Genomic DNA, 15,860 nt, shown 5'->3' on the forward strand with positions numbered 1-15,860 from the left:
ATGCAAATCTTCTTCTCCCCCGCTTCCCCCTTCGTGCGCAAGTGCATGGTCGTGGCCCACGAGCTCGGCATCGCCGACCGCATCGAGAAGCTGCCCAGCGCGGCCGGTCCGGTGAAGCGCGATGCCACCATCATTCCGAAGAACCCGCTCGGCCAGGTGCCGACCTTCATCACCGACGACGGCCAGGTGCTGTTCGACAGCCGCGTGATCTGCGAGTACCTCGACGCCACGCAATCGGGCCAGCTCTTTCCCGCCGGCGGCAAGGAGCGCTGGGCGCGCCTGACCGAACTCGCGCTCGCCGACGGCATGACCGCCGCCGCATTGCTCGCCCGCTACGAGAACATGCTGCGCCCCGAGGAGCTGCGCTGGGCCGAGTGGACCGACGGTCAGCTGGCCAAGGTGCGCACCGGGCTCGAATGGCTCGAAACGGCGGCGCCTTCTTTCGGCGGCCGCGTCGACATCGGCACCATCGCCTTCGGCTGTGCGCTGGGCTACATGGACTTCCGCTTCCCCGCGGTCGACTGGCGCGCGGGTGCGCCGAACAGCGCGAAGTGGTTCGATGCGTTCAATCAGCGTGCTTCGATGCAGGCGACCTTGCCTGCGGTGTAGGGCGCGGTTCAGGGCGCACTCCCGCCGACGGGGTACCTTGCTCCGCATTCGCGGAGGGGAGTACCCGGTGGCCTGTACACGCGCCCTGAACAACGGCGCCCGAGCCCCAGCCTGTGCAAGCGCCCCGAATCCTTGGCTAAATTGCGAGCTTTGCATGAACCAAGGACCCACATGTCTTCCGAAGCACAGAAAAAAGTAGCCATCGTCACCGCCGGCGGCAGCGGCATGGGCGCGGCCGCGGCGCGCAAACTCGCGGACGACGGTTTTCGCGTCGCCATCCTCTCGTCTTCGGGCAAGGGCGAGGCGCTGGCCGCCGAACTCGGCGGCATCGGCGTGACCGGCTCCAACCAATCGAACGACGACCTCAAGCGGCTCGTGGACCGGGTGGCCGGCGAATGGGGCCGCGTCGACGTGCTAGTCAACAGCGCGGGCCATGGTCCGCGCGCGCCGATCCTCGACATCACCGACGAAGACTGGCACCGCGGCATGGACGTCTACCTGCTGAGCGCGGTGCGCCCCGCGCGGCTCGTGGCGCCGCTGATGGTGAAGCAGGGCGGGGGCACGATCATCAACATCTCGACCTTCGCCGCCTTCGAGCCCGACCCCGTGTTTCCGACCTCGGGCGTGTTCCGCGCCGGCCTCGCGGCGTTCACCAAGCTGTTCGCCGACAAGTACGCGGCGGACAACGTGCGCATGAACAACGTGCTGCCCGGCTTCATCGACAGCCTGCCCGAGAAGCCCGAGTTCCGCTCGCGCATTCCGATGGGCCGCTACGGCAAGAGCAGCGAGATCGCGGCCGTGATCGGCTTTCTCGCGTCCGAAGGCGCGGGCTACATCACGGGGCAGAACCTGCGCGTGGACGGCGGCATCACGCGCTCGGTGTGACGGCCAGCGGCCGGGTGCCCGAGGCTCTACCTACAATCGAGACCACCTGCCCGTGAGGCGCGGCCCCTGTCGCCGCGCACGGGCTGTTTTCTCCATCCATGTCTTCTCCACACAGCCGCCTGCGCACCGAGTGGTGCCCGAGCATTCCGCGCGAACTCATGGCCGGCGCCGTCGCCACCTTCGCGCTCATTCCCGAAGTCATTGCCTTCTCCTTCGTGGCTGGCGTCGATCCGGCGGTCGGGCTGTTCGCGTCTTTCATCATCGGCATCGTCATCGCCTTCACGGGCGGGCGGCCGGCCATGGTGTCGGCCGCGGCCGGCTCGGTGGCACTGGTGGCCGCGCCGCTGGTGCATGCGCACGGGCTGCAGTACCTGCTGGCGGCCGGCGTGCTGGCGGGTGCGATGCAGATCGTGTTCGGGTTGCTGCGGCTCGGCGTGCTGATGCGCTTCGTCTCCACCTCGGTGCGCACGGGTTTCGTCAACGCGCTCGCGATCCTGATCTTCGCGGCGCAGATGCCGCACTTCATTGGCGCCAACACCGCGACCTGGGCCATGGTGGGCCTGGGTCTGGCCATCATCTACCTGCTGCCGCGCATCACCACGGCCGTGCCGTCGCCGCTGGTGTGCATCGTGGTGGTGACGCTCGCCGGGCTATGGCTGGACCTGCCGCTCAAGACCGTGGCCGACCTGGGGCACTTGCCCGATGCGCTGCCGGCCCTTGCGTTCCCGTCGGTGCCGCTGACGCTCGAGACGCTGCGCATCATCGCACTGCCGGCCTTCGCCATCGCGATGGTCGGCCTGCTCGAATCGATGATGACCGCCAGCGTGGTGGACGACCTCACCGACACGCCGAGCTCCAAGAACCGCGAATGCAGCGGCCTCGGCGTGGCCAACGTGGCGGCAAGCTTCTTCGGCGGCATCGCGGGCTGCGGAATGATCGGCCAGACCGTGAGCAACGTGCGCTACGGCGGCCGCGGACGGCTGTCGACGCTGTTCGCGGGCGCGTTCCTGCTGATCCTCATGGTGCTGCTCAAGCCCTGGGTGTCGCAGGTGCCGGTGGCGGCGCTGGTCGCGATCATGGTGATGGTCTCGGCCTCGACTTTCGACTGGGGTTCGCTGCGCGCGCTGGTGCGCCATCCGCGCATGTCGAGCGCGGTGATGCTCGCGACGGTGGCCGTTACCGTCGCCACCGACAACCTGGCCGCGGGCGTGGCCACCGGCGTGATGCTCAGCGGCGTGTTCTTCACCTTCAAGGTGGCGCGGCTGCTGCACGTGCACCAGGAAACCGGCGAAGGCGGCGCGCGGGTCTACCGCGTCACGGGCCAGGTGTTCTTCGCCTCGGCCGACATGCTGGTGGATGCCTTCGACGTGCGCGAGATCGACGGCGCGCCGGTGCACATCGACGTGTCGCAAGCCCATCTCTGGGACGTGACCGCGGTGGCCGCGCTCAACAAGGTGGTCGAGCGTCTGCGCAAGCACGGCAGCGTGGTGGAGGTCGCCGGGCTCAACCAGGCCAGCCGCGACCTGATCCTGCGGCTCGACGCTGCGCCCGAATGAGCTAGGTGATTTTCCTCATGAGCCGGGTGGTGCCTTGCATCTAGCCTTTCCAGTTCCCGTCGGATGTCCGATGGAGCGGAAAGGGTTCCATGAAAATTCCCGCCCCGGTGCTGAAGAACATGCACCGCACCATCGAGTCCTACGAAGCGTCCGCCCGCGAATACAACGCGATCATCGCGGGCCACCGGCCACCCGAGATCGAGGATGCGCTGCGCCGGATGATGCAACTCGTGCCCGCCGGCGGCGCCGTGCTCGAGATCGGTTCCGGTTCGGGGCAGGACGCCGACTTCGTCGAGGCCCTGGGCGGGGTCGTCAGGCGCACCGATGCGGTTCAGGCGTTTCTCGATCTGCAGGCGGAGCGCGGCAAGAAGGGCGAGCTGCTCAACGTCGTCACGGATGCGCTGGGCGGACCCTACAGCGCGATCCTCGCGATGTGCGTGCTGATCCATGTCGATCGCGCGCAGATCGCTCCGGTCCTGCGCAAGGTGTTCGACGCACTCGAGCCCGGCGGGGTTTTCCTGGCGGCCATGCGCATCGGCGAAGGCGAGACGAACGGCGACTACCAGACCGTGTACTGGGCGAAGGACCGGTTCGCCGAAGCGCTTGCAGCGGCGGGCCTGCGCACGCGCTGGGACAGCCAGTGGATCGGCCGCGACAACGTGACGTGGGCCAACTTCCTGGCGTGCCGTCCGCTGTAGCGAACCGAGACCTACACGCCCAGGTAGCGCGTCCAGAGCGACCGGTCGGCATCGAGCGCGGCCGAATCGCCCTGCCACACCACGCGCCCGCGTTCGAGGATCACATGGCGGTCGGCCAGCGGCAGCAGGCGCTGCACGTACTTGTCGACCACCAGGATCGCTTCGCCCTCGGCCTTGAGCGTGGCGATGCAGTGCCAGATCTCCTCGCGGATCACCGGGGCGAGGCCCTCGGTGGCTTCGTCGAGGATCAAGAGGCGCGGATGCGTGGACAGCGCCCGCGCAATCGCCAGCATCTGCTGCTCGCCGCCCGAGAGCTGGTTGCCCGCGTTGGCCTTGCGTTCCGCGAGGCGCGGGAACAGGCCGTAGAGCGCCTCGACCGTCCAGCGCGGCGCGCTGCCCGGACGCGGCCGCGCGAACGCGCGCAGGTGCTCTTCGACGCTGAGATTCGGGAACACGTGCCGCCCCTCGGGCACGATGGCCACGCCGCGCCGGGCGATGGCATCGGGCTTGTGGCCGCCGATGGCGTCGCTGCCGAAATGCACGCTGCCGCGCATCGGCGCCAGCGTGCCGGTCAGCACCTTCAGCAGCGTGCTCTTGCCCATGCCGTTGCGGCCCAGCAGCGCGAGCACTTCGCCCGCGCCGATGGTGAGGTCGATGCCGAACAGCACCTGGCTCGCGCCGTAGCCGGCCTCGATGGATTTCGCTTCGAGCAAGGCCTTGGTCGTTCTCGTCGTCGCGCTCATGCGTGTCCCTCTGCTTCCGTACCGAGGTACACCGCCTGCACATCGGGATGCCCGCGCACTTCGTCGGCCGTGCCGCTCATCAGCACGCGCCCCTGCACCAGCACCGTGAGCCGGTCGGCCAGGCGGAACACCGCGTCCATGTCGTGCTCGATCAGCAGGATCGCCATCGATTCGCGCAGCGATTCGATCAGGTCCACCATGCGCGCCGACTCGTCCGGGCCCATGCCGGCCATCGGCTCGTCGAGCAGCAGCAGCTTGGGTTCGGCCGCGAGCGCCAGCGCCACGTCGAGCGCGCGCTGCGCGCCGTGCGGTAGCGTGCCCGCGATGCGGTGGCGTTCGCTGCCGAGGCCCACGCGGTCGGCCAGCGCCACGGCGCGTTCCACCAGGCCGCGTTCCGTCGCGCGTGGTGCCATGAAGCGCAGGCTGCTGCCCGCATGGGCCTGCGCCGCGAGCATGAGGTTGTCGTGCACCGTTTCCTTGGCGAACACGCGCGTCACCTGGAAGCAGCGCGACATGCCGGCTGCCACGCGCTGGTGGTCCTTGAAGCCGGTGATGTCCTTCTCGTCGAGCAGGATGCGCCCGGCATCGGCCTTGAGCAGCCCGGTGATCAGGTTGACCAGCGTGGTCTTGCCCGCGCCGTTCGGCCCGATCAGCGCATGCACTTCGCCGCGCTCCACGGTGAGGTTCACATGGTCGGTTGCGAGCAAGCCGCCGAAGCGCTTGACCAACCCTTCGATCCTGAAAAGGCTCATGGTGTTGCCTTGCTCCCTCGCCCCTCTGGGGAGAGGGTGGGGGTGAGGGGCAGGCGGCGCCGATAAAGAGCAGCAAGCCCCTTCGGTGCCCACAGCGCGACAGCGATCAACAGCAGCCCGAGCGGCATGTGCCAATGCTCCGTGTGCTGCTTCAGCGCTTCCTCGAGCACCAGCCAGACCACGGCGCCGACAGGCCCGCCCCAGCTGCGCCCGAGCCCGCCGATCACCACCATCACCAGCAGCGTGGCCGACTGCGTCCAGTGCATCGTCGCCGGGCTCACGAAACCATTGCCGCCCGCGAGCAGCGCGCCGGCCAGCCCCGCGATGGCGCCGGCGATCGCAAACGCCACGAGCTGCAGCTTGAACACCGGGTAGCCCAGCGCCCGCATGCGTGTCTCGTTGTCGCGGATGCCCATGAGCGCATGGCCGAAGCGCGATTGCGTCGCGCGGTGCAGCCACCAGAGCGCGAGCGCCACGATGACCAGCACCACCCAGTAGAAGTTCGATTCGTTGCCCAGGTCGAGCCCTGGCAGCAAACCGGGCCGGCTCATCAGCGTGTAGCCGTCGTCGCCGCCATAGCGCCGCAGCGACACCACCACGAAGTACAGCATCTGCGCAAAGGCCAGCGTGGTCATGATGAAGTACACGCCGCGCGTGCGCAGCGCCACCGTGCCGATCAGCGCCGCGACCAGGCCGGCGACGAGCGCGGCCGCGGGCCACATCACCCAGGCCGACACCACGCCCGCATCGCTGAGCGCCACCACCGTGTAGGCGCCCATGCCGATGAAGCCCGCATGCCCGAGCGCCACCATGCCGCCGAAGCCGAGGATGAAATTGAGGCTGGCCGCGGCCAGCGCCACCACGAGCACGCGCCGCACGAATCCGATGTAGAAATCGAGCCCGAACAAGGGCGCGACCAGCGGAAAGGCCGCGAGAAGCAGGAGGAGCAGCCCGAGGCCGAGAGAGCGTGAGGACGATTTCATGACCGGGCCGAGAAGAGGCCCGAAGGCCGGAAGATCAGGACGATCACCATCAGCGCGTACATCGCGACTTCGGCGAACAGCGGTCCCAGGTCGGCCGCGGTGGCCGGCGGCAGCGTGGCGCGCAGAAGCATCGGCACGAAGGCGCGGCCGATGGTGTCGACCACGCCCACCATCAGTGCGGCCACGAAGGCGCCGCGCACCGAACCGATGCCGCCGATCACCAGCACCACCAGCGCCGGGATCAGGATGGCCTCGCCCATGCCCACCTGCACCGCGACGATCGGCCCCATCAGCGCGCCGGCCAGCGCGGCCAGCGCCGCGCCGAGCAGGAACACGCCGTTGAAGATGCGGCCCACGCGCACCCCCATCAGCTCGGCCATCGGCCGGTCGGACGCGCCCGCGCGCACCCGCATGCCGATGCGCGTGTGGTTGACCAGGAGGTAGAGCGCGAGCGCCACCAGCAGCCCGCCGGCGAGGATCACGAGCCGGTAGGACGGGTAGGGCAGGCCGTCCACCAGCTCGATCGGCCCCGACAGCGCGGCCGGCGTCGGCGCCATCACCGGCGACGGGCCCCAGGCCATCTTGACGATGTCGTCGGCCACCAGGATCACCCCGAAGGTGGCCAGCACCTGCGCGAGGTGGTCGCGCGTGTAGAGGCGCCGCATCAGCAGCACTTCCAGAAGCAGCGCCACCACCACGGTGACCGCCACCGCGATGACGATGGCCGCCGTGAACGAACCGGTGCGCGTGTGCGCCTCGGCCGCCACGTACGCGCCCGACATGAAGAGCGAGCCATGCGCGAGGTTCAGCACATCCATGATGCCGAACACCAGCGTCAGCCCCGCCGCCAGCAGGAACAGCATCAGCCCGTAGCCGAGGCCGTTGAGCAGCTGCTCGAGAACGAGGATGCCGCTCACTTGAGGGGACACTTGTCGGCGTACGAGTCGCCGTAGTTCGTGAGAACCGTGTTGATCAGCTTGTTCGTGACCTTGCCCTGCGCGTCCTTGCCGATCACGCGCAGGTAGAAGTTCTCGACCGGATAGTGGTTGTTCGCGTACTTGAAGCTGCCGCGCGTCGATGCGTAGTTGGCCTTCTTCAGCGCGGCGACCACGGCTTCGCGGTTCTGGGCGTTGCCTCCCGATTGCTTCACGGCCGCGTCCATCGCCAGGATCGCGTCATAGGCCTGCGCCGCATACACCGACGGATAGCGGCCGTTGTATTCCTTGCGGAACGCGGCCACGAAGGCCTTGTTGGCGGCGTTGTCGAGGTCGTGCGCCCAGTGCGAGGTGTTGAACAGGCCGAGCATCGGCTCGCCCACCGCGCCGATCACGTCCTCGTCGGCCGAGAAGCCGCTGGTCACGAGCGTGATGTCCTTCGACAGGCCCGCGCCCACGAACTGCTTGATGAAGTTGATGCCCATCGCGCCGGGCAGGAAGAAGTAGATCGAGTCGGGCTTCGCCGCGCGCAGCTGCGCGAGTTCGGCGGCGTAGTCGATCTGACCGAGCTTGGTGTAGAGCTCGTCGGCCACCTGGCCCTTGAACTGGCGCTTGAAGCCGCCCAGCGCATCCTTGCCCGCCGGGTAGTTGGGGGCGATCAGCACGGTCTTCTTGAAGCCGCGGTCCTGCGCGAACTTGCCGGCGGCCTCGTGGAACTGGTCGTTCTGGTAGGCGGTGCCGAAGAAGTAGGCATTGCACTGCGCGCCCGCGAACTGGCTCGGGCCGGCATTGGCCGAGAGGTACGGCACCTTGGCGTTGAACAGCGTCGGGCCCACGGCCAGCGCGACGTTGGAGCCGATCGGGCCGCTGAAGATGTCGATCTTGTCGCGCTGGATCATGCGGTCGACCAGCTGCTTGGCCTGGTCGGGGCTGCCGGCCATGTCGGCCTGCACGAACTCCACGTCCTGCCCGCCGAGCTTGCCGCCCAGCTGCTTGATGCCGAGCGCGAAGCCGTCGCGCGCCTCGGCGCCCAATGCCGCGAACGGGCCCGAGATGTCGAGCGCCAGGCCCACCTTCACGGGCGCGGCCATGGCCGATGCCGCGCCACCAAGGGCTGCACCGCAGAGCAGCAGCGAAAGCAGGGTGCGCGGCAGCGCGGGCGACTTCGGGGACGGGTGGCTCATGGATTCTCCGGCAGAGGAAGGGTGAAACGACGCCCCGGCACTGCGCCATGCAGCACCGAAGACATCGAACCGTTGATAGCTAAATACTTTAACCATAAACAATTCGATGTCAACGGTGCTAGCACGAATGGTGCCAGTGGTTCGTGTCACTTCCTGGTGCGCGGGGTCCGTTTTCCGTAGGCCCTTTCCCGGATTCAGCCGAAGGGATTGGCGGTTGCAAACCACAGGCCGATGCCGGTGGCGATGATGAATGCGCCGTCGGTCACGCCCGCGACCAGGAAGAACTTGGTCTGCAGCGTGTCGACCAGCTCGGGCTGGCGCGCGGTGCTTTCGAGAAACTTCTGGCCGACCAGCCCGATGCCCAGGCAGGAGCCGAGCGCTGCCACGCCGATGAGCAGGGCGACTGCGAGGGGAAGGATGTTGAAGCCGGTCATGGTGTTTTCTCCTGTGGTTGATCGATGGAGGTACTTTCCCAGAGTGGGTGCGTGCGGTCGATGACCTGGGAGGTCATGCTTGGGGTGAAAACGGCGACCGTAGGAGCGGCCCCGCCGGGCCGCTGCTTGTGGATGGTGGGCGCGATCCCGCCGACGGGGTGCCTTGCTCCGCGAATGTCCCCCGCCTTCGGCTCCTCCTTTATTTCGCTGCGCAAGGCACCCCATCGGCGTGATCGTTATCAGAGCGGTCGCTGATCAGCGATACACCGGCAGCGCGCCCTGGACAACAGCGCCCTGAACCAGAGCGCCCCGAAACAAGAGTAAGCCCTAAGGCAGCCCTAAGGCAGCCCTAAGGCAGCTGCGTCCAGTTCTGGTTGTTGCCCCCATTGCAGGTCCACGTGATCAGCGCCGTGTCCTGCGTCGTCGAGCCATTGGGCACGTCGAGGCACGAGCCCGAGCCGCGGTTGCGGAGGGTGCCGCCGACCAGGCTCCACTGCGCCGTGCTGCCCGCCGTGCATGCCAGCTGCACCACCGGCGCGTTGGTCGTCGCGGTGCCGTTCTGCGCCAGGCACAGGCCGCTGTGCTCGGCCACGAGCTGCACATAGCCGCCGGTGATCGACGTCACCGTGAACTTCTCGTTGCTCGCGGTGCCGCAGGGCCACTGCACCGCCACGGTGCCGCTTGCGGTCGCCCCGCCCTTGATGTTCACGCACATCGTCGGGTTGAGGTCCGAGCGGATCCGCGTGACCACCGCCGGGGCCGTGTCCAGCGAGCGCACGTACTCGCGCAGCGCCACCACATCCGGCGCCGGCAGGCTCGATGCATTGCCGTGGCCGCTGTTCAGCACGTCCTGCAAGGTGGCCGCCTGCCCGTTGTGGAAGAAGGCGGTGGTGTTCCAGGTGCCCGAGAGCGTCGGCGTGTCGAAGCCCAGGCCCGCCAGCGGCTGGTTGATGCCCTTGCCGGAGGAGAGCTGGATCGTGCCCACGTCGTGCCGCAGACCGTCGCGGAAAGTGCCTCCGGTGTGGCAGGTGGCGCACTGTGCCGTGTTGAACACCGTCTGGCCTCGCACCGCTTCGACGCTCAGGCTGCCGTCCGCCGCACGCGCCGGGCTGCGCATGTACTTGTTCAGCGAACTCAGGTAGGCCGCGAGATCGTCGAGTTGTGCACTCTTGCCGGCCTTGGGCGCGCCCAAGGGGTCGGCCGTGGCGGCGAAATCCGCATTCGTCAGGAAGCCGGTGCCGCCGAATTCGTTGCGGATGTCATTCTCGAAGTCCTGCACTTCGTCGAAGTTGGCGGTCCAGTGCATCTTGCCGTGGCCCGCGCCGCGCCGGCCCATGAGGCTGATGGTGCGGCGCAAGCCTTCGCCGCGCTGCGTGAAGTCCCACACCATGCCGTCGTCGCCGGCGTCCGCGTGGCAGCTCGCGCAGGAGATGTAGTTGTCCTTGCTCATGCGCCGGTCGGACGCGTTGTAGAACACCTGCTTGCCGCGCAAGGCCGCGGCCGCCATGGGCTCCTGCGCCACCGTCGAGACGTTCTGGAGAAAGATCGCGGCGGCGGATTCCGACGACAGCACCGAGGCCACGTCGTGCACCGACACCGAGCGCGCGAGAAAGTTGTTGACGAACAGCCGCTTGCGCGCTGCGTCCAGGTAGAGGCCGTGCGGCGCGCTGCTCGCGTTGATCTCGCCGCGCACCGCCCGGCTGTACGGGTCGACGATGGCGACGCGGTTGCCTTCCATCTGCGCCACGAAGAGGTAGTCCCCGGGCGGAGAGAACAGCGCCGCGCGCGCCGGTGCGCGGTCGTCGAAGTCGATCTGCTCGTCGAACACTTCTGCGGCCGCCTGCAGGTCGACCTGCGAGAGGATGGAGCGCACGCTCTGGTCGTGCGTCAGGTCCACACCGTCACGGAAGCGGCCGCGCACGATGTTGTCCTTCTTCGAAGGCAGCACCGCGCGCCTGCCGTCGGGCGAGATCACCACTTGGCTCAGGTAGTTGGCCACGCCGCGCGCGCGGCTCTCGGTGTCCACCGTGGTGGTGTCCACCGGCAGCGCGATCGTGGGCATCGCGCTCATGCTCTGCAGGTTCACCTTGTGCAGCTGGCCGCCCGTCATCCTTGACTTGAAGCGGGTGACGTAGGCCACCTGCGCGTCGGAGCTCACGGCAATGCCGCGCAGGCTGCCTTCGAGGGCGACCGCGCCGGTGGTGGTGCCGTTGCTCGGGTCGAAACTCATCAGCACCGACTTGCTCTCCAGCGTCAGCAGGCCCTTCGCGCCGTCAGGCGTGAAGGCCACGCCGTAGGGGCCGCTGCCGTAGGCCAGCGGCACGGTGGCCGAGAGGCTGCCGTCGGCCGCGCTGAGCGCCACCAGCTTGTCCTCGCCCTGCACCGTGACCCAGATGCGCCCATCGGGGCCCACGGCCAGCGTCTTCGGCTCGTCGCCCACGCGTACTTCCCAGCGCTTTGCCAGGGTCTGCGCATCGATGGCGGCGACCGTGCCGCTGTCGGGGTTGAGCGAGTAGACCGAATTCGCATCGCCTGCGATGTTGGTCGTGTGCGTGGGCGCCCGCGCCGTGACCGGGACGATCACCGTGAGGTTGTAGGTGTAGAAGGTCTCGCGGCCGCTCGCGTCGCGCACCGTCAGCGTCACGGTGTAGTGCCCCGGCCGTGTGTAGGTATAGGTGTAGCGCGGCTGGGTGGAGTAGGCCGTTTGCGTGCCGTCACCGAAGTTCCAGCGGAACTGCGCGCCGCTGCTGCCGAGCGTGGCCGGGTCGAAGACCAGCTGGCCGTTGACGATCTTCGGCCCGCCGCCAATGCCCGGGTCGCCGATGATGGCCTGCCCACGCAGCGTGCCCACCTCGCTGTCGGTGAGCACGCGGCCGTAGACGCGCACCTCCGCCAGCGTGCCCTTGAAGAGCGCAGCGTTGCCCTGGATCTGGCCCAGCACCTGGAACTTGTTCGACAGGCCCTTGTTGCCCGTGAGCCCGGTGGACGTGGTCTTCACGCCATCGACGTATACCGCCTGCGCACCCGAGGCGGCGTCGCGCGTCAACACCACGTGGTGCCAGCTGCCGTCGTTCACCACCGCCGTGGAGGTGGTGCCGGCGTCATTGCCCACCGACAGCTTGATGCGCCCGTTGCCGTCGAGCCAGCCCCAGAACACGTCGTCCGCGCCGCCCGACTGGTCGCGCCCGAAGATGCCGGGCGCGGTCCAGGAGTTCGGGCCGCCCGCCTGCGTGGTCTTCATGTAGAAGCTCAGCGAGGCGGTGCCGCCGAGCACGGTGGCCACCGAATCGTTCTTCAGCGGCACACCGGCGGTGCGGTTCGCGAAGCTCATGCCGATGCTTTCGAACGCGTCGCCCGAGACCGGCGTGCCGTTGTTGTTGCCGATCTGGTCGGAGAGGTTGCCCGCCAGCGTCCAGTAGTGCATCAGGTTGATGTCGGTCGCGTTGCCGGTGTTGAAGGTCGACTTGTAGTCCGCGCCGATGGCGTTGCCCGCATAGTCCTTCACGCCGTTGGCGGGCAGGAACACTTCATAGCTGGTGCCCGGCGACAGCGGCTGCTCGGGGTGGAAGTTGATGATGCCCAGCTGCACGCTGTAGGTGCCCGCCAGCGTGTTGCCGCCCACCGCCCGCACGATGAAGGTGTTGGCGTTGACGCTCTCGGGCCGGATGCTGTCGGTCATGCCCAGGCCGATGCGCGAGGTCAGCGCCTGCTGCTTCGCGCCGTTGGCCGGCGAAACCTGTTTCACTTCAGGTCTGGTGGTGTCGGGGTCCACCGCATGCACGACGAAGCCGCTGCCCGAGCCGTGGTCGTTGCCCACGAAGACGAGGTTGCCGAACATCGCGACCTGGCCGTTGTCCGAATGCGAGAAGTTCGGGTCGTCCTCGCGCAGGATGCTGCCGCGGCCCACCTCCACGTGATTGAGCGGATTGCTCACGTCGACCTTGTGGATGCGCGTTTGCGCGCCCTGGATCACATAGTTGTCCTGCGTGGCGCAATACAGCTGTTCGTCGATGACCAGCCGGTTGTCCTCGGCCACGAAGCGCGAGCGGTCGCTCAGGTCGTAGCTGTACATCCTGGCGCCGCTGCCGCGCGTCGAGGCGTGCAGGTTCCTGCCGTCGAAGCAGGTGGCGTAGTAGAACGGCGTGGTGCCCACGATGGAATCGAGCACCTTGGGGTTGAGCGGATCGGAGATATCCAGGCTCGCGAATCCGCCGTTGCTTTCCATCGCGGTCAGCACCATGTGGTTGCCCATGGTGAAGATCGGACCGATCCGGAAGTTGCCGAGTTCGCCCGTGGGCACCGGGTTGGGCTTGCCGGCGCCGCGGTTCGCAACCACGGCGTTCACGGGGTCCCCGGCATCGACGATGAAGATGCCGCGGCCCGCCGAGGCCACGTACAGGTAGGGCGCCTGCCACCAGAGCTGCCAGCTGACGTCTTCGTAGTCGCCGGCGTTGACGCCGGGCAGCGCCAGCTTCTTCACCTGCTTGATGTCATTGATGTCGGTGAAGTCCCAGAACTCGACGCCGTAGATGCTGGGCAACACCACGTACGTCTTGCCGCCGATCTTCGCTGTGCCGAAGGAGTGCGTTTCGCGGAACTCCTTGGTGCGGGCCTCGGGTTCGTAGATCTTCTTGACCAGCTGGATCTGGCGCGGGTTCGACACGTCGTACAGCAGGAAGCCCCCCGGGCCCAGGCCGCTGTCCGGCGCGAAGGAAGTGAGGAAGTAGCCGTTGACCATGATGCCCGCGTTCATGCCGTAGTCCTTGCGGCCCGGGTACGTGGCGGGCACCTCGCGCGACTCGTAGGCGCTGCTGTGCGCCGGATCGAGCGGGTGCGCGAGGCTCGTGATCATCGACACCGGCTTGAAGAGTTCCGCCGATGTATAGGTGAGATTGCCCAGGCCCGGCCCCTGCAGCGGGAGCGGGTCGGCGACGGCTTCGGCTGCGGCCGTTGCCATGTTGTTGAGGGTCGTCATCGGACTGACCCCGGTGATGGCCGCATGCGTCAGCAATGTGACGAGCGGGGCCAGGAACGCCATCAGGAAATACCGGATCTTCATCGTCGCCTCCAGGTTGTTAGAAGTTCGCAGGGCAACCCATTGCTCGATCCCTCTCCAGTGCGCGCGCAGGACGCACCCCGGCAGGCGACGGGTGCATCGCCTGCCGTGCTGACTTTTTTTGTTTTTGCGCCGGCGCTTTTCCTTGCCTTACTTCGCGCCGCCCGATTCGTAGAGCGCCCAGGCCGCCTCGGCGCTCGCGCCGCGGTGGATCATGGCCATCAGCGCACTCACCACCGCCGAGGGGTTGGCATGCTGGTAGACGTTGCGCCCGTACACCATGCCGACGGCGCCCTGGTCCATCAGGACGCGCGAGCGCGCGAACACCTGCTGCAGGTCTTCGCGCCCGCCGCCGCGCACGAGCACGGGGCAGCGCGCGGCCTGCACCACGCGGTGGAAATCTTTCGGATCGCTGGTCGGATCGGCCTTGACGATGTCGGCGCCCATCTCGCGTGCAAGGCGCACCAGCGTGACGATTTTTTCGGCATCGCCGTCGACCATGTAGCCGCCCTGCTCGCTGTGCGGGCGCATCACGAGCGGTTCGATCATCAGCGGCATGCCGTAGCGGTCGCAGTCGGCGCGCACGCGTGCGATGTTCTGCACGCACTGGCGGAACAGGTCGGGCTCGTTCGGCAGCATGAACAGGTTCACCACCACGCAGGCCGCATCGCGCTGGATCGCGGGCAGCACCGGATCGTGCTCGTTCTGCAGCACGGCCCACATCACGCGGTGCGCGGTGGCGTTGTAGGGGTTGCCCATGTCGATGCGCATCACGAGCGCTGGCTTGTCGCGGCCCGGGCGATCCTGCAGCAGGTCGGACTGGCCGTAGTTGAGCTGGATGGCGTCGGGCCCGGCGGCCACGAGCCTGTCGATGACCTGGGGCATGTCTTCGAGCCCGTTGAGGAACGAGGGCTCGTTGCACACGCCATGGTCGAGTGCGATGTCCAGGCAGCGGCCGTTGTTCAGCAGCCGGTTGAGCCGCGCTGTCTTGTCTTTCGACATGGGAAGGAACTCCTTGTTGGGATCGGAATTGAAGGGGGTGTCAGGCGAGGTTGCCGAGATGGTGTTTCGCCGCACCGTCGATCAGCTGCAGGGCGTCCTGGCCCAGCTCGACCGCGCCGGCGCCGGCGTTCTCGATCGCCTGCTGCCGCACGCGCGCGCCGCACAGCGCCACCGAAATGGTGCCGCGTGCAATGGTCCAGGCGATCATCAACTGGCCGAAAGAACAGCCGAGCCGCGCCCGCAGCGGCTCGAGCTCCTCGAAGAAGGCCTTGAGCTTCGAACGGTTGGCCTCGCCGAAGCGCGGGTTGGTGGCGCGCTGGTCGTCGCCCTTGAACTCGCGTCCGGGGTCGATCGGGCCGGCGAGCAGGCCCAGCGCCAGCGACGAATAGCCCAGCACCGCCACGCCGTGCTCGCTGCACAAGGGCGCCAGTGTCTGCTCGATCTCGCGGTCGATCAGGCTGTAGCGCTCCTGCGCTGCATCGACCGGGCCATGGCGCAGATATTCGGCGAGCGTCTCGGGGCTCACGTTGCTCACGCCGATGGCGCGGATCTTTCCCTGCTTCTTGAGCGCGAGCAGCGCATCCATGGTCTCGGCCACGGGCGTGGTGCTGTCCTGCCAGTGCGTGATGTAGAGGTCGATGTAGTCGGTCTGCAGGCGCTTCAGGCTCTCGTCGCATTCATGGAAGATCGACTCGCGGCCGAGGTAGCGGTACACGGGGTGGCCGTCTTCCTCGAAGAAGTGCGTGCCCTTTTGCGTGTGCCACACCAGGCCGCACTTGGTCGCGATCACGGCCTCGTGGCGGCGTCCCTTGAGCGCGGTGCCCACGATGCTTTCGGAGCGCCCCAGGCCGTAGGCCGGCGCGGTGTCGATCAGGTTCACGCCCGCGTCCAGCGAAGCCTGGATGGCGACCACGGCCGCGGCATTGTCGCCGCCGCCCCACATCCATCCGCCCATCGCCCAGGTGCCCAGGCCGATGGCCGAGCATTCGATGCCCGACGGGCCCAGCGTTGTCTTCTTCATCA

General features: G+C 67.8%; 13 protein-coding genes. 4 read left to right on the top strand and 9 right to left on the bottom strand.

Translation table 11 applies throughout. The features are described from left to right. The 4 genes from VAPA_RS02170 to VAPA_RS02185 all read left to right on the top strand — a co-directional run bounded on the left by VAPA_RS02170 (window position 1) and on the right by VAPA_RS02185 (window position 3,748). Window positions 1-609 carry a glutathione S-transferase gene (locus VAPA_RS02170; RefSeq protein ID WP_021005130.1) on the top strand — a complete coding sequence of 203 codons (609 nt, stop codon included), beginning with the start codon at window positions 1-3 and terminating at the stop codon, window positions 607-609. Window positions 610-780: 171 nt separating this feature from the next. Continuing rightward, on the top strand, window positions 781-1,494 hold the full coding sequence (locus VAPA_RS02175) for an SDR family oxidoreductase (RefSeq protein ID WP_021005131.1): 714 nt from the start codon (window positions 781-783) through the stop codon (window positions 1,492-1,494). A 98-nt stretch (window positions 1,495-1,592) separates the two neighbouring features. Next, window positions 1,593-3,050 (top strand): SulP family inorganic anion transporter, encoded by a 1,458-nt coding sequence (locus VAPA_RS02180; protein WP_021005132.1) that lies wholly within the window; start codon window positions 1,593-1,595, stop codon window positions 3,048-3,050. An 89-nt stretch (window positions 3,051-3,139) separates the two neighbouring features. Continuing rightward, complete coding sequence (locus VAPA_RS02185) at window positions 3,140-3,748, top strand: methyltransferase domain-containing protein (RefSeq protein WP_021005133.1); 609 nt, start codon at window positions 3,140-3,142, stop codon at window positions 3,746-3,748. 11 nt (window positions 3,749-3,759) lie between these two features. Here VAPA_RS02185 and VAPA_RS02190 read toward each other — a convergent pair whose 3' ends face one another. From VAPA_RS02190 to VAPA_RS02230, 9 genes are all read right to left on the bottom strand, one after another. After that, entirely contained in the window at window positions 3,760-4,491 is a 732-nt protein-coding gene (locus tag VAPA_RS02190) for an ABC transporter ATP-binding protein (protein WP_021005134.1), read from the bottom strand. Then, complete coding sequence (locus VAPA_RS02195; protein WP_021005135.1) at window positions 4,488-5,243, bottom strand: ABC transporter ATP-binding protein; 756 nt, start codon at window positions 5,241-5,243, stop codon at window positions 4,488-4,490. Before VAPA_RS02195 ends, VAPA_RS02190 begins: the two co-directional genes overlap by 4 nt. Continuing rightward, on the bottom strand, window positions 5,240-6,226 hold the full coding sequence (locus VAPA_RS02200) for a branched-chain amino acid ABC transporter permease (protein ID WP_021005136.1): 987 nt from the start codon (window positions 6,224-6,226) through the stop codon (window positions 5,240-5,242). Before VAPA_RS02200 ends, VAPA_RS02195 begins: the two co-directional genes overlap by 4 nt. Next, window positions 6,223-7,143: a branched-chain amino acid ABC transporter permease gene (locus tag VAPA_RS02205; RefSeq protein ID WP_021005137.1), complete on the bottom strand. Its 921-nt coding sequence runs from the start codon at window positions 7,141-7,143 to the stop codon at window positions 6,223-6,225. Before VAPA_RS02205 ends, VAPA_RS02200 begins: the two co-directional genes overlap by 4 nt. Next, window positions 7,140-8,345 carry an ABC transporter substrate-binding protein gene (locus VAPA_RS02210; protein WP_021005138.1) on the bottom strand — a complete coding sequence of 402 codons (1,206 nt, stop codon included), beginning with the start codon at window positions 8,343-8,345 and terminating at the stop codon, window positions 7,140-7,142. Before VAPA_RS02210 ends, VAPA_RS02205 begins: the two co-directional genes overlap by 4 nt. A gap of 194 nt (window positions 8,346-8,539) precedes the next feature. Continuing rightward, window positions 8,540-8,779 (bottom strand): F0F1 ATP synthase subunit C, encoded by a 240-nt coding sequence (atpE, locus tag VAPA_RS02215; RefSeq protein ID WP_012745530.1) that lies wholly within the window; start codon window positions 8,777-8,779, stop codon window positions 8,540-8,542. 349 nt (window positions 8,780-9,128) lie between these two features. Continuing rightward, on the bottom strand, window positions 9,129-13,838 hold the full coding sequence (locus tag VAPA_RS02220) for an RICIN domain-containing protein (protein WP_021005139.1): 4,710 nt from the start codon (window positions 13,836-13,838) through the stop codon (window positions 9,129-9,131). 147 nt (window positions 13,839-13,985) lie between these two features. After that, complete coding sequence (locus tag VAPA_RS02225; RefSeq protein ID WP_021005140.1) at window positions 13,986-14,837, bottom strand: class I fructose-bisphosphate aldolase; 852 nt, start codon at window positions 14,835-14,837, stop codon at window positions 13,986-13,988. A gap of 40 nt (window positions 14,838-14,877) precedes the next feature. Beyond that, on the bottom strand, window positions 14,878-15,858 hold the full coding sequence (locus VAPA_RS02230) for an aldo/keto reductase (protein WP_041946299.1): 981 nt from the start codon (window positions 15,856-15,858) through the stop codon (window positions 14,878-14,880). Between the last annotated feature and the right edge of the window lie 2 nt (window positions 15,859-15,860).

This window comes from Variovorax paradoxus B4, assembly GCF_000463015.1.
Lineage (GTDB): Bacteria > Pseudomonadota > Gammaproteobacteria > Burkholderiales > Burkholderiaceae_C > Variovorax > Variovorax paradoxus_E.

What these genes read in the sequence shown, in the direction of transcription:
- VAPA_RS02170 (WP_021005130.1), top strand. Translation starts at nt 1, where the DNA reads ATGCAAATCTTCTTCTCCCCCGCTTCCCCCTTCGTGCGCAAGTGCATG.
- VAPA_RS02175 (WP_021005131.1), top strand. Translation starts at nt 781, where the DNA reads ATGTCTTCCGAAGCACAGAAAAAAGTAGCCATCGTCACCGCCGGCGGC.
- VAPA_RS02180 (WP_021005132.1), top strand. Translation starts at nt 1,593, where the DNA reads ATGTCTTCTCCACACAGCCGCCTGCGCACCGAGTGGTGCCCGAGCATT.
- VAPA_RS02185 (WP_021005133.1), top strand. Translation starts at nt 3,140, where the DNA reads ATGAAAATTCCCGCCCCGGTGCTGAAGAACATGCACCGCACCATCGAG.
- VAPA_RS02190 (WP_021005134.1), bottom strand. Translation starts at nt 4,491, where the DNA reads ATGAGCGCGACGACGAGAACGACCAAGGCCTTGCTCGAAGCGAAATCC.
- VAPA_RS02195 (WP_021005135.1), bottom strand. Translation starts at nt 5,243, where the DNA reads ATGAGCCTTTTCAGGATCGAAGGGTTGGTCAAGCGCTTCGGCGGCTTG.
- VAPA_RS02200 (WP_021005136.1), bottom strand. Translation starts at nt 6,226, where the DNA reads ATGAAATCGTCCTCACGCTCTCTCGGCCTCGGGCTGCTCCTCCTGCTT.
- VAPA_RS02210 (WP_021005138.1), bottom strand. Translation starts at nt 8,345, where the DNA reads ATGAGCCACCCGTCCCCGAAGTCGCCCGCGCTGCCGCGCACCCTGCTT.
- atpE (WP_012745530.1), bottom strand. Translation starts at nt 8,779, where the DNA reads ATGACCGGCTTCAACATCCTTCCCCTCGCAGTCGCCCTGCTCATCGGC.
- VAPA_RS02220 (WP_021005139.1), bottom strand. Translation starts at nt 13,838, where the DNA reads ATGAAGATCCGGTATTTCCTGATGGCGTTCCTGGCCCCGCTCGTCACA.
- VAPA_RS02225 (WP_021005140.1), bottom strand. Translation starts at nt 14,837, where the DNA reads ATGTCGAAAGACAAGACAGCGCGGCTCAACCGGCTGCTGAACAACGGC.
- VAPA_RS02230 (WP_041946299.1), bottom strand. Translation starts at nt 15,858, where the DNA reads ATGAAGAAGACAACGCTGGGCCCGTCGGGCATCGAATGCTCGGCCATC.